Source organism: Streptomyces sp. NPDC024632 (assembly GCF_055559175.1).
In genome coordinates, this window is sequence record NZ_JBVHLD010000025.1 from 34010 (window position 1) to 46413 (window position 12404).

The window sequence follows — 12404 nt, forward strand, 5'->3', positions numbered from 1 at the left end:
CCCAACGGGGGGGAAAAAACCCCAAAACCCCCCTACCCGAGGGGGCTTGCCGGGTTCCCCTGGCAGGGGGCCCGCGCGCGCTCCCCCCCCCCCCCCCCGGGTGGTGCGTGACCCGCGTGACGCGGGTCCGACCGTCCGGTGCTACGTGATGATGTTCACCGGTCCGATGCCCAACTCGCCCACCGGCCCGGCGATGACGGACGCGTCCCCGACCAGGACCACCACGAGCCGGTCGAGCGGGAAGGCGTTGACGACCGCGGCGGTCGCCTCCACCGTGCCCGTGGCCGCCAGCCGCGCGTAGAGCTCGGCCTGGTAGTCGTCCGGGAGCTGCTGCTCGACCTGGTCGGTCAGCGTGGCCGCGACGGCCGCCGACGTCTCGTAGCGCAGCGGTGCCACACCGACCAGATTCTGTACGGCGACGTCCCGCTCCTCGTCGGTCAGGCCGCCCTCGCCGAGCGTCCTGATGACCTGCCAGGTGTCGGCGAGCGCGGGCCCGGTGACCTCGGTGGCCACCGAGCCGCTGATGCCCAGCAGCGCGGCGCCCGTACCGTCGGCGGAGCCGAGCAGCACCTGTCCGAAGGCGCGTACGCCGTAGGTGTAGCCCTTCTCCTCGCGCAGCACGCGGTCCAGGCGGGAGGTCAGGGTGCCGCCCAGGCAGTAGGTGCCGATCACGCGGGCCGCCCACACCGGGTCGTGCCGGTCGGCGCCGGTACGGCCGATGAGGAGCTGGGTCTGCACCGCGCCCGGCCGGTCCACGATGACCACGCGCGCGGTGTCGTCCGAGGTGATCGCCGGGCGCGGGCGGGGCTTGGCGGCCGAGCCGCTCCAGCCGCCCAGGGTGTCGTCGAGCAGCCGCGGCAGGTCGATGCCGGTGAGGTCGCCGACCACCACGGCGGTCGCGGTGGACGGGCGGACATGGGCCCGGTAGAAGGCGCGTACGGCCGCCGCGTCGATCCTGCGGACGGTCTCCTCGGTGCCCTGGCGCGGCCGGGAGCAGCGCAGCTCCGGTGCGAACAGCTCCTTGGACAGCGCCATCGCGGCCCTGCGGGCGGGGTTGGCCAGCTCGTGCGGGATCTCGTCGAGCCGGTTGGCGACCAGGCGCTTGATCTCGTCCTCGGGGAAGGCCGGGGTCAGCAGCGCCTCCGCGAGCAGGGCGAGCGCCTTGTCGAGCCGGGAGGCGGGCACTTCGAGGGAGACCCGCACACCGGGGTGGTCGGCGTGCGCGTCCAGCGTGGCGCCGCAGCGCTCCAGCTCGGCCGCGAACTCCTCGGCGGTGTGCTGCTCCGTGCCCTCCGACAGCGCCCTGGCCATGATGGTGCCGACGCCGTCCAGACCCTCGGGCTCGGCGTCCAGCGGCGCGTCGAGCAGCACCTCGACGGCGACGACCTGCTGTCCCGGGCGGTGGCTGGTCAGCACCGTCAGACCGTTGCCCAGGGTGCCGCGGTCGGGGGCGGGGAACGCCCACGGCCGGGGCTCCCCGGCCTGCGGCTGCGGGTGGAACGTCATGACGGCCGCGGTCTCGCTCACAGCTCGCCCTCCTGCTCGGTGGCTTCGTCGGTCGCTTCGTCAGTGGCGTCGTCGGTCGCTTCGTCGGTGGCGTCCTCCGCCGCGTCGCCGCCGGTGGGCTCGTAGACGAGGACCGCGCGGTTGTCGGGGCGCAGCCGCGCGGCGGCCACGGCCCGCACCTGCTCGGGGGTGACGGCCAGCACCCGCTGGACGGCGGTGAGGGCGAGCTGCGGGTCGCCGAACAGCACCGCGTAACGGCACAGTTCGTCGGCCCGGCCGCCCACGGTGGCGAGCCGGTCGAGCCACTCGCGCTCGATCTGCGCCTGGGCGCGCTCCATCTCCTCGGGGCTGGGGCCCTCCTGGGCGAAGCGGGCCAGCTCCTCGTCCACCGCGGCCTCGATGGTGCTCAGTTCGACCCCGCTGGACGCCTTGATGTCCAGCCACCCGAGCGACGGCGCGCCCGCGAGGCGCAGCAGGCCGAAGCCCGCGGCGACGGCGCTGCGGTCGCGCCGTACCAGTCGGTTGTGCAGCCGGGACGACTCGCCGCCGCCGAGCATGGTCAGCGCCAGGTCGGCCGCGTCGCCGTCGGCGGTGCCGTCCTCCGGCAGCCGGTAGGCCGCCATCAGCGCGCGCGAGGGCACGTCCTCCTCGATCACCTCGCGGAGCTGGCCGCCCATCACCTCGGGCAGCGAGCCGTCGCGCGGTGCGGGCTTGCCGTCGTGGGCGGGGATACTGCCGAAGTACTTCTCGACCCACGCCAGCGTCTGCTCGGGGTCGATGTCGCCGACCACGGCCAGCACCGCGTTGCCGGGCGCGTAGTACGTACGGAAGAACGCCTGCGCGTCCTCCAGCGACGCCGCGTCCAGGTCGGCCATCGAGCCGATCGGCGTGTGGTGGTACGGGTGCCCCTCGGGGTAGGCCAGCGCGGTCAGCCGCTCGAAGGCCGTGCCGTAGGGGACGTTGTCGTACCGCTGGCGGCGCTCGTTCTTCACCACGTCGCGCTGGTTGTCCAGGCTCTCCAGGTCGAGCGCGGTGAGCAGGCTGCCCATCCGGTCGGCCTCCAGCCACAGGGCCAGTTCGACCTGGTGGGCGGGCATGGTCTCGAAGTAATTGGTGCGCTCGAAGCTGGTGGTGCCGTTCAGCGAGCCGCCCGCGCCCTGCACCAGTTCGAAGTGCCCGTTGCCCTTGACGCTGGCAGAGCCCTGGAACATCAGGTGCTCGAAGAGGTGGGCGAGGCCGGTACGGCCCTTGACCTCGTGGCGGGAACCGACGTCGTACCAGAGGCAGACGGCCGCGACCGGAGTGAGGTGGTCCTCGGAGAGCACCACCCGCAGGCCGTTCGCCAGGCGGTGCTCGGTGGCTGTCAGGCCGCTGGAGTGTGCCTCCGGCGTGGCCGTGTGACCCATGGGCAAGCTGTCCTTCCGGTCGCTGCTGCGTGACTGCGTAGAGTGCTGCCACTCTAGGCAAGGGAGCCGACCGTCCGCGAAGTTCCCGGTCACGCCGTGGGTGAACGTGCCCGCCGCGTCGTGGGTGAACGTGCCGTCCACGGCACGCTCGTACCGGGTGGTGGTCCGCGATGTCGGTAGTGCGGTCCACAATGGTCGGCGTCCCACCCGAGCCTTGTGCCCGTCCGACCGCTCGACTGATCGCTCGTCCGATCGTCCGTTCGTTCGGCTGATCGCCCGTCCGATCGTCCGACCGGCCACCGCCCGACCGCCCGACCGATCGCCTGTCCGCCCGTCCAGATGAAGGAGCAGCCGCCGAGATGGCCCGCCGCACCGCGAAGACCCCGCCGCCCGACGATTTCGAGGAGCGCATCCTCGACATCGACGTCGTGGACGAGATGCAGGCCTCCTACCTCGAGTACGCCTACTCGGTGATCTACTCGCGGGCGCTTCCCGACGCCCGTGACGGGATGAAGCCGGTACACCGCCGCATCGTGTACCAGATGAACGAGATGGGGCTGCGGCCCGACCGCGGCTTCGTCAAGTGTGCCCGCGTGGTCGGCGAGGTGATGGGCAAGCTTCACCCGCACGGGGACGCGTCGATCTACGACGCCATGGTGCGGATGGCCCAGCCGTTCTCGCAGCGGCTCCCGCTGGTCGACGGACACGGCAACTTCGGCTCGCTGGACGACCTGCCCGCGGCGATGCGTTACACCGAGGCCCGGATGTCCGGCCCGGCCCAGCTCATGGTGGAGTCGATCGACGAGGACACCGTCGACTTCGCCCCCAACTACGACGGCCAGGAGCAGGAGCCCGCGGTCCTGCCGTCGGCGTACCCCAACCTGCTGGTCAACGGCGCCTCCGGGATCGCCGTCGGCATGGCCACCAACATGCCGCCGCACAATCTGGGCGAGGTCATCGCCGCCGCGCGCCACCTCATCAGGCACCCGAACGCCGACCTCGACACACTGATGCGCTTCGTGCCCGGCCCCGACCTGCCGACCGGCGGCCGGATCATCGGACTGACGGGCATCCGGGACGCGTACGAGTCGGGCCGGGGCACCTTCAAGATCCGCGCGACGGTCGCGGTGGACGACGTGACGCCGCGCCGCAAGGGCCTGGTCGTCACCGAACTGCCCTTCACGGTCGGCCCGGAGAAGGTGATCGCGAAGATCAAGGACATGGTCAACGCGAAGAAGCTCCAGGGCATCGCGGACGTCAAGGACCTCACCGACCGCGAGCACGGCCTGCGGCTGGTCATCGAGATCAAGAACGGCTTCAACCCCGAGGCCGTCCTGGAGCAGCTCTACAAGCTGACGCCGATGGAGGACTCCTTCGGCATCAACAACGTGTGCCTGGTGGACGGGCAGCCGCTCACCCTGGGCCTGCGCGAACTGCTCCAGGTGTACGTCGACCACCGCTTCGAGGTCGTCCGCCGCCGCAGCGAATTCCGCCGCACCAAGCGCCGCGACCGGCTGCACCTGGTGGACGGTCTGCTGGTGGCCCTCATCGACATCGACGAGGTCATCGCGATCATCCGGGCCAGCGACAACTCGTCGGCGGCCAAGGAAAGCCTGATGGAGCGCTTCGGGCTCTCCGAGATCCAGACGCAGTACATCCTGGACACCCCGCTGCGCCGCCTCACCCGCTTCGACCGGATCGAGCTGGAGTCCGAGCGCGACCGGCTGAACGCGGAGATCGCCGAGCTGACCCGGATCCTCGACTCGGACGCGGAGCTGCGCAAGCTGGTCTCGGCCGAACTGGCCGCGGTCGCCAAGCAGTACGGCACCGAGCGCCGTACGGTCCTGCTGGAGTCGGCGGGCGCGCCGCTGTCCTCGGTGCCGCTCGAAGTGGCCGACGATCCGTGCCGTGTGCTGCTCTCCTCGACCGGGCTGCTGGCCCGTACGACCAACGGCGAGGACTTCAGCGACGGCGGTGCCAAGCGCGCCAAGCACGATGTGATCGTCTCGGCGGTGCCGACCACGGCGCGCGCCGACATCGGCGCGGTGACGTCCGCCGGGCGGCTGCTGCGGCTGACCGTGATCGACCTGCCGATGCTGCCGGACACGGCCGGGGCGCCGTCGCTGGCGGGCGGCGCCGCGCTGTCGGAGTTCCTCACCCTGGAGGACGGCGAGCGGGTGCTGTGCCTGACCACGCTCGACGAGTCCTCGCCCGGCCTCGCGCTCGGCACCGAACAGGGCGTCGTCAAGCGCGTCGTGCCCGACTACCCGTCGAACAAGGACGACTTGGAGGTCATCGGCCTCAAGGACGGTGACCGGGTGGTCGGCGCGATGGAGCTGCGCACCGGCGAGGAGGACCTGGTCTTCATCACCGACGACGCGCAACTGCTGCGTTACCCGGCCGCGCAGGTACGCCCGCAGGGGCGGCCCGCGGGCGGCATGGCGGGCGTCAAGCTCGCCGACGGCGCCAAGGTGATCTCCTTCACCGCCGTCGATCCCGCCGTGGACGCGGTGGTGTTCACCGTCGCGCGCGCCGAGGGCACGCTGGACGACACGACCGAGGGCACCGCGAAGCTGACGCCGTTCGAGCAGTATCCGCGCAAGGGGCGCGCCACCGGCGGTGTGCGCTGCCAGCGGTTCCTGCGCGGTGAGGTCGGTCTCGCGCTGGCCTGGGCGGGTCCCGCGCCCGCCCGCGCCGCCACGCCCACCGGCACGCCCGCCGAGCTGCCGCCGAAGGACCCGCGCCGCGACGGCTCGGGTGTGCCGCTGGTCAAGCCGGTCGCGGTGGTGGCGGGACCGGTGTAGCGCCGGGCCGTACGCGGGCCGGTCGTACGGGCGCGTGCGGCTTGTCGTACAGGCTGTCGTACAGGTCGCTGGATACGGGCGCGGTGGCGGGGGCCGCCGCGCCCCGGGAATCGGGCGCCGCCGGGAGGCAATAGGCTCAGCCGGGTGAGCACCTGCACCAGCGCCTCGGCGTCCCTCGCCGAACCGGTGGCCGCCACCGCGGCCACCGCACGGACGTGGCTGCTGATCGAGCAGCCGGGCCCGTGGGGGGCGAAGGCGCTGGGGGCGAGCCGGCTGGACCCGGCGACCGGCCGCCAACTGGAACGGCTCGCCGACGGCACCGGCACCCGCGTCGCCCTGATCCGCCGCCCCGGCAGACACGCCGACCTGCACCTTCCGCGTCGGCACCGGGTCTACCTCGCGCACACCGCGCCGGGCGCCTCCTGGGTCCGTACCGCCGAGGTCGCCGACCCGGCGGAGCTGACCGCGCTGGACTTCACCGCGCTGGGCGCGGGCGCGCACAACGGATTCGGCGACGCGTACGACGGCGCGCCCCTCGCCCTGGTGTGCACCAACGGCAAGCGGGACCGCTGCTGCGCGGTGCGCGGCCGGCCCCTCGCCGCGGAGCTGACCGCCTCGGGCGGCAGCGAGGTCTGGGAGGTCACCCACCTCGGCGGACACCGTTTCGCGCCGACCATGCTCGTCCTGCCCTACGGCTACACGTACGGCCGGGTGGACGCGCACCACGCGAAGGACGTACTGGAGGCGGCGCGCTCCGGGCGAATGGTGCTGGACGGCTGCCGGGGCCGCTCGGCGTGGGACCGTCCCGGACAGGCGGCGGATCTGGCCGTACGGGAGCTGACCGGTGAGGACCGTACGGCGGCCGTGGTCGTGGAGGCCGTGGAGCGTACGGACCCGGCGCCCTCGGGCGACGGCGACGGCGCCTGGGCGGTGCGGGTGGCGCACGTCGACGGGCGGGTCTGGGAGGTGACGGTGGCGCAGGTCGCGTCGCTGCCGCCGCGCCCGGAGAGCTGCGGCGCGGCCCTCGGCACACCCGCCCGGATGGAGGTCACGGGGATCGAGCGGGTGGCCGGGGGCCGCGCGCCGTAGGGCTCTTCGCCGGGCGCTCACGGCGAGGCGCTACGTGAGCAGGCGCTACATGAGCAGGCGTTATGTGAGCAGGCGCTACATGACCGGGCGCTACATGACCGGGCGCTACTTGACGTTCTTGACGAACTCCGTGGTGTAGGTCTTCTCCAGGTCGACCTTCTTGCCCTTGAGGTTCGGGTTGAAGGACTTCAGGACCGCCTCCACGGTGGCCGGGCCGTCGGGGGGCATCACGCCGTCGGTGGTGAACATCGGCAGCGTGGCCTTGATGGAGTCGGCGTACAGCTTGGCGCCGCCCTGCGCGTAGTCGGAGGGCATCTTCGCGGCGATCTCCTCGGGGGTGTGCGTGGACATCCACTTGAGGGTCTTCACGAAGGCGTTGGCCAGCTTCTGCACGGTCTCCTTGTGGCCGTTCACCCAGTCGGTGTTCATGTAGAGGCTGGAGGACGGGTAGAGGCCGCCGAGCGCCTCCCGCGAGCCCTCGGGCGTGCGCATGTCGTACAGCACCTTGCCGATGCCCTTGTCGAGGATCTGCGCGACGGTCGGGTCGGTGGTCATACCGGCCTGGATGGAGCCCTGTTGGAGGGCGGCGATGAAGGTCTGGCCAGCGCCGACGGTGACGGGCGTGAAGTCGCTGACCTTGAGGCCGTTGTGCACCGCGAGGTACTTGGTGAGGAAGTCGGTGGACGAGCCGAGGCCGGTCACACCGAGCTTCTTGCCCTTGAAGTCCTTGGCGGAGGTGATGTCGCCCGCGGCCTTGGTGGAGACCACCTCGACCTCACCGGGGGCCTGTGCGAACTGCACGACGGACTCGATCATCTTGTTCTTGGTCTGGAGGTCGAGGGTGTGGTCGTAGAAGCCGACGGCGCCCTGCACGTCACCGGAGACCAGCGCCGTGGTGGCCTGCACACCGGCCGGTTCGCTCAGCAGCGTCACGTCGAGGCCCTCGGCCTGGAAGAAGCCGAGTCTCTGGGTGAGCATGGCGGGCATGTAGATGACCTTGTCCAGGCCGCCGACCATGATCTTGACCTTCTCGGCGTTCTTGGCCGCCGGGGCCGTGGAGCCCGCGTCCCCGGTGGAATCCGAGCCGGAGCCGGAGCCGGACGCGGCGTCGTTGGCACAGGCGGTGAGTGTGGTGAGGGCGAGGGCTCCGGCGAGGGCGAATGCCGGGAGCTTGGCGTACTGGCGCATGGTCACGTCCTTGTGAGAGCGGAGGGTGGGCGCGCGGGGGGGCGCGGGATTTCGGGGAGGGCGACCGCGGCTCAGCGTTCGGCGCCGGGCTGGGCGGGCTTCCAGCGGAAGAGCCGCTTCTCCAGGTAGGTCAGCAGGCCCTCGGCGATGAGGGCGACGACGGCGAGGATCACCATGGCCGCGTAGACACCGGCGGCGTTGAAGGTGCCCTGCGAGGCGGAGACCAGCAGGCCGATGCCCTTGGTCGCGCCGATGTACTCGCCGACGATCGCGCCGATCAGGGCGAAGCCGAAGCTGACGTGCAGGCTGGTGAAGATCCACGACGTGGCGGCCGGGATCACCACCTGGAGGGTGACGCGGCGGTTGCTCGCGCCGAGGACGCGGGCGTTGGCGACCAGATTGCGGTCGACCTCGCGGGCCCCCTGGAAGGCGTTGAAGAACACCGGGAAGAAGACCAGGACGACGGCGGAGGCCACCTTGGAGGCCGGACCGAGGCCGAACCAGATGAGGAAGATCGGCGCCAGCACGATGCGCGGCATCGCGTTGAGCACCTTCACGTACGGGCCGAAGACGTCCGAGAGGAAGGGGATCCGGCCGAGCGCGATGCCCAGCACCACACCGCCGGCGACGCCGATGACCCAGCCGTACAGCGCCTCGTAGAGCGTGTACCAGATCTGCTCGCCCAGGGGGCCCTGCGGCGTGCCGTGCATCGTCCACTGCCGGATCTGGTCCCAGATCTTGGACGGCATGGAGAAGTTGAACGGGTCGATGACCCCGGTGCGGGCCGACCACTCCCACAGGCCGAGCACGAGGACGAGGACGGCGAGGCGGCTGGCGTACACCAGGAGGGTGCGGTTGCGGACGGCGCGGGCGCGGGCCTTGGTGCGCTGGGTGCCGGCGCCGGGCCCGGCCGGGACGGCGTCCTCGGGAGCGGCCCCGGTCCGGGGGGCGGCCGGGGCTGCGGACTCAGGCGGCATGTCCGACGCTCCTCTCGCGGGTGATGCGGACCTCTTCGCCCAGCGACGACCAGATCTCGCGGTAGATCTCCACGAAGCGCGGCTGGAGCCTGACCTCCTCGACCTTGCGGGGCCGCGGCAGGTCGATCGTGAAGACCTCCTTGACGGTGGCGGGCCCCGCGGTCATCACGACGACCTTGTCGGCCAGTGCGATGGACTCCTCCAGGTCGTGGGTGACGAACACCACCGAGGACCCGGTACCGGACCACAGCTCCAGGAGTTCGTCGGACATCAGGGCCCTGGTCTGCACGTCGAGCGCGGAGAACGGCTCGTCCATCAGCAGGATGTCGGGGTCGTTGACGAAGGTCGCGGCGAGCGCGACGCGCTTGCGCTGGCCGCCGGAGAGCTGGTGCGGATAGCGGTCCTCGAAGGCGGTCAGGCCCACGCGGGCCAGCCAGTCGCGGGCCCGCTCCTTGGCCTCGGCCTTGCCGACACCGCGGAAGCGCGGCCCGGCCATGACGTTGGACAGCACGGTCCGCCAGGGGAAGACGGCGTCCTGCTGGAAGACGAAGCCGACGCCGGGGTTGATGCCGTTCACGGCCTCTCCCGAGACCAGCACCTCGCCTTCCGTGGGCTCCTCCAGGCCGCTGACCAGGGTCAGCGTCGTCGATTTGCCGCAGCCGGTCGGTCCGACGACCGCGACGAACTCACCGCGTTCCACGGTCAGGTCCAGGTCTCTCACGGCGGTGTGCAGGGCGCCGGACGGGGTCCTGAACGCCTTGCTCGCCCCCCGCAGCTCGATGGCGGGGCTCGTTTCGCTGCTCATGGCGGTGGAGGCTAGGAGCGACCACCGCGGCGGCGGCAGTCTTGTGGGCGCAAGGAGCCTTCTGCGCGCAAGCCGGTCTTCTGCTCGTTTTGCTCGCCCGCGCACAACGAAAGCGAAACGGAGTCTGCCCATCCGGCTCCGCGGGGTTTACCTTGCGTTGACGACAGGGCTGTCGACGTACGCGTGGGGTGGGGACGCGGGTCGGCCGCCGCGACTGTCGGCGGACCGGTTGGAATGCGGAGGAGCCCCACGATGCGGATCGGATGGCCGCGCCGTGTCTCGGCGCAGGTCCTGTTGGTGCAACTGGCGATCACGGCGGGCGTCACGGCGCTCGCCACCGGACTCTTCCTGGCGCCGCTCAGCCACCAGCTCGACGAAGAGGCGATGCACAGGGCGCTGGCCATCGCGGAGACCGTGGCCGTCGATCCCGAGGTCGCGCGGGCCGTGGTCTCGTCCCGGCCGACGCCGGACGGCCCGGTGCAGGCGGAGGCGGAACGGGTCAGGATCGCCACGAAGGCCCTCTACATCGTGGTGATGGACACCCACGGCATCCGGTGGTCGCACACCGACCCCAAGCGGATCGGCGAACCCGTCTCGACCGATCCCAGCGTGGCGCTGGCCGGTGACGAGATCATGCAGATCGACCGCGGCACGCTGGGGCGCAGCACCCGCGGCAAGGTGCCGCTGTACGACTCCTCCCACCGGATCGTGGGCGCGGTGTCGGTGGGCATCAGGTACGACGGCATCCTCAACCGGGCGATCGGCCTGGTGCCGGGTCTGCTGATGTACGCGGGCGCGGCGCTGGGCGTGGGCGTGCTGGCGGCGGTGTGGGGTTCGCGGCGGTTGCAGCGGGCGACGCACGGGCTGGCCTTCGCCGACATATCGGCGCTGCTCGACGAGCGGGAGGCGATGCTGCACGGCGTCCGCGAGGGTGTGGTCGCACTGGACCGGCAGGGGCGGGTGCGGCTGGTCAACGACGAGGCGCAGCGGCTGCTCGGGCTCGACGGCGCCGGTGACGGCGAGGCCACCGGGCGGCCGCTGGACGAGCTGCTGCCGCCTGGCCGTACGACGGACGTGCTGGCGGGGCGGGTCGAGGGCGCGGATCTGCTGACGGTCAGCGGCGGCCGGGTACTGGTCGCCAACCGGATGCCGACCGGTGACGGCGGGGCCGTGGTGACGCTGCGGGACCGTACGGAGCTGGAGCTGCTCGGCCGCGAACTGGACTCCACCCACGGGCTGCTGGACGCGCTGCGCGCCCAGGACCACGAGCACGCCAACCGGCTGCACACCGTGCTGGGGCTGCTGGAACTGGGCCTGCACGAGGAGGCGGTGGGCTATGTCGCGGAGGTCGCCGACACCCATCGGGCGTCGGCCGAGGTGATCGCGGACCGGGTGCACGATCCGCTGGTGTCGGCGCTGCTGGTCGGCAAGGCCGCCATCGCGGCGGAGCGCGGGGTGTCGCTGCGGGTCGCGCAGAGCACGCTGCTGCCCGACCGGGTGGTGGACCCGCGCGATCTGGTGACGGTGCTGGGCAATCTCATCGACAACGCGCTGGACGCCGCCGCCGGGCACCGCGTGTCCCCGGCGATGTCCGCCGCGCCTTTCGTGGAGGTCGAACTGCGCGCCGAGGACGACACGACCCTGCTGCTGCGGGTGTCGGACACGGGGCCGGGAGTGCCGCCGGAGGCGCGCGAACTGATCTTCACCGAGGGCTGGTCGACGAAGGAACGTCCGCCGCACCGGGGGCGCGGTCTGGGCCTCGCGCTGGTGCGCAGGCTCGCCGAGCGGTACGGGGGTCTGGCGCGGGTGACGGCGCGGGCGGGCGGTGGCGCGGTGTTCACGGTGGTGCTGCCCGAGGCGCTGGCCGGAGGAGTGCTGGCCGGTGGGGCGCTGGCCGGAGGAGTGCTTTCCGCGGCTGGGGAGGCGGCGCGATGATCGACGTACTGGTGGTGGACGACGACTTCCGGGTGGCGGAGATCAACTCGGCCTATGTGGGCAAGGTGCCGGGCTTCCGGGTGGCCGGGCGGGCCCACACCGCGGCGCACGCGCTGTCGGTGCTGGAGCGCACCCGGATCGACCTGGTGCTGCTCGACCACTACCTGCCGGACGAGACGGGTCTGACGCTGGTCCGCCGGATGCGGCAGCACGGGCACCACGCGGACGTGATCATGGTGACGGCGGCGCGTGATGTCGCCACCGTGCAGGCGGCGATGCGGCTCGGCGCGTTGCAGTACCTGGTGAAGCCGTTCAGCTTCGCCGGTCTGCGGGCCAAGCTGGACGGTTACGCGGCGCTGCGCCGAACCCTGGAGGGGGTGGGCGGGCGCGGCGAGGCCGGGCAGGAGCAGGTCGACCGGATCTTCGGCGCCCTGCGTACGGCGGGCGCGTCCTCGGCCGAACTGCCCAAGGGGCACTCCGCGCCGACCGCCGACCTGATCCGCCGCGTCCTGCACGAGGCGGGTCGCCCGCTGTCCGCCCACGAGGTCGCCGAACGCGCCGGGCTCAGCCGCTCCACCGCCCAGCGCTACCTGAAGTACCTGGAGCAGGCGGGGCGGTTGAGCCTCACCCTCAAATACGGCGACACGGGCCGTCCCGAACACCGCTACGCCTGGGCCGCCACCGGCTGAACCGC

At 72.0% G+C, this 12404-nt stretch carries 9 protein-coding genes; 4 read left to right on the forward strand and 5 right to left on the reverse strand.

All coding sequences use genetic code 11. The features are described from left to right. Nucleotides 1-141 precede the first annotated feature (141 nt). Nucleotides 142-1527 (reverse strand): M16 family metallopeptidase, encoded by a 1386-nt coding sequence (locus ACZ37P_RS35720; protein WP_355338387.1) that lies wholly within the window; start codon nucleotides 1525-1527, stop codon nucleotides 142-144. Further along, the gene (locus tag ACZ37P_RS35725; RefSeq protein ID WP_391048955.1) at nucleotides 1524-2912 is read right to left on the reverse strand and encodes a M16 family metallopeptidase; all 1389 of its coding nucleotides are present in this window, start codon (nucleotides 2910-2912) and stop codon (nucleotides 1524-1526) included. Before ACZ37P_RS35725 ends, ACZ37P_RS35720 begins: the two co-directional genes overlap by 4 nt. Nucleotides 2913-3271: 359 nt before the next feature. Between ACZ37P_RS35725 and ACZ37P_RS35730 the strand changes: the two genes are divergently transcribed. Both ACZ37P_RS35730 and ACZ37P_RS35735 read left to right on the forward strand, forming a co-directional pair. After that, nucleotides 3272-5716 (forward strand): DNA gyrase/topoisomerase IV subunit A, encoded by a 2445-nt coding sequence (locus ACZ37P_RS35730; RefSeq protein WP_355338381.1) that lies wholly within the window; start codon nucleotides 3272-3274, stop codon nucleotides 5714-5716. A gap of 144 nt (nucleotides 5717-5860) precedes the next feature. Next, nucleotides 5861-6805: a sucrase ferredoxin gene (locus ACZ37P_RS35735; protein ID WP_467350586.1), complete on the forward strand. Its 945-nt coding sequence runs from the start codon at nucleotides 5861-5863 to the stop codon at nucleotides 6803-6805. A 105-nt stretch (nucleotides 6806-6910) separates the two neighbouring features. On the opposite strand, the gene ACZ37P_RS35740 is transcribed toward ACZ37P_RS35735, so the two are convergent. The 3 genes from ACZ37P_RS35740 to ACZ37P_RS35750 all read right to left on the reverse strand — a co-directional run bounded on the left by ACZ37P_RS35740 (nucleotide 6911) and on the right by ACZ37P_RS35750 (nucleotide 9775). Next, nucleotides 6911-7993, reverse strand: a complete 1083-nt coding sequence (locus ACZ37P_RS35740; RefSeq protein ID WP_355338375.1) for an ABC transporter substrate-binding protein — start codon at nucleotides 7991-7993, stop codon at nucleotides 6911-6913. 71 nt (nucleotides 7994-8064) lie between these two features. Further along, nucleotides 8065-8970, reverse strand: a complete 906-nt coding sequence (locus tag ACZ37P_RS35745) for an ABC transporter permease (protein ID WP_401723839.1) — start codon at nucleotides 8968-8970, stop codon at nucleotides 8065-8067. Beyond that, nucleotides 8960-9775: an ABC transporter ATP-binding protein gene (locus ACZ37P_RS35750; protein ID WP_355338370.1), complete on the reverse strand. Its 816-nt coding sequence runs from the start codon at nucleotides 9773-9775 to the stop codon at nucleotides 8960-8962. The genes ACZ37P_RS35745 and ACZ37P_RS35750 overlap by 11 nt, the downstream gene beginning before the upstream one ends. A gap of 252 nt (nucleotides 9776-10027) precedes the next feature. On the opposite strand from ACZ37P_RS35750, the gene ACZ37P_RS35755 reads away from it, so the two are divergent. Both ACZ37P_RS35755 and ACZ37P_RS35760 read left to right on the forward strand, forming a co-directional pair. After that, on the forward strand, nucleotides 10028-11710 hold the full coding sequence (locus ACZ37P_RS35755) for an ATP-binding protein (protein ID WP_467350589.1): 1683 nt from the start codon (nucleotides 10028-10030) through the stop codon (nucleotides 11708-11710). After that, nucleotides 11707-12399: a response regulator gene (locus ACZ37P_RS35760; RefSeq protein WP_355338364.1), complete on the forward strand. Its 693-nt coding sequence runs from the start codon at nucleotides 11707-11709 to the stop codon at nucleotides 12397-12399. The genes ACZ37P_RS35755 and ACZ37P_RS35760 overlap by 4 nt, the downstream gene beginning before the upstream one ends. The last annotated feature ends 5 nt before the right edge of the window (nucleotides 12400-12404 follow it).

Coding starts and splice junctions, on each gene's coding strand:
- ACZ37P_RS35745 (WP_401723839.1), bottom strand. CDS start 8,970: ATGCCGCCTGAGTCCGCAGCCCCGGCCGCCCCCCGGACCGGGGCCGCT.
- ACZ37P_RS35760 (WP_355338364.1), top strand. CDS start 11,707: ATGATCGACGTACTGGTGGTGGACGACGACTTCCGGGTGGCGGAGATC.
- ACZ37P_RS35740 (WP_355338375.1), bottom strand. CDS start 7,993: ATGCGCCAGTACGCCAAGCTCCCGGCATTCGCCCTCGCCGGAGCCCTC.
- ACZ37P_RS35750 (WP_355338370.1), bottom strand. CDS start 9,775: ATGAGCAGCGAAACGAGCCCCGCCATCGAGCTGCGGGGGGCGAGCAAG.
- ACZ37P_RS35730 (WP_355338381.1), top strand. CDS start 3,272: ATGGCCCGCCGCACCGCGAAGACCCCGCCGCCCGACGATTTCGAGGAG.
- ACZ37P_RS35755 (WP_467350589.1), top strand. CDS start 10,028: ATGCGGATCGGATGGCCGCGCCGTGTCTCGGCGCAGGTCCTGTTGGTG.
- ACZ37P_RS35725 (WP_391048955.1), bottom strand. CDS start 2,912: ATGGGTCACACGGCCACGCCGGAGGCACACTCCAGCGGCCTGACAGCC.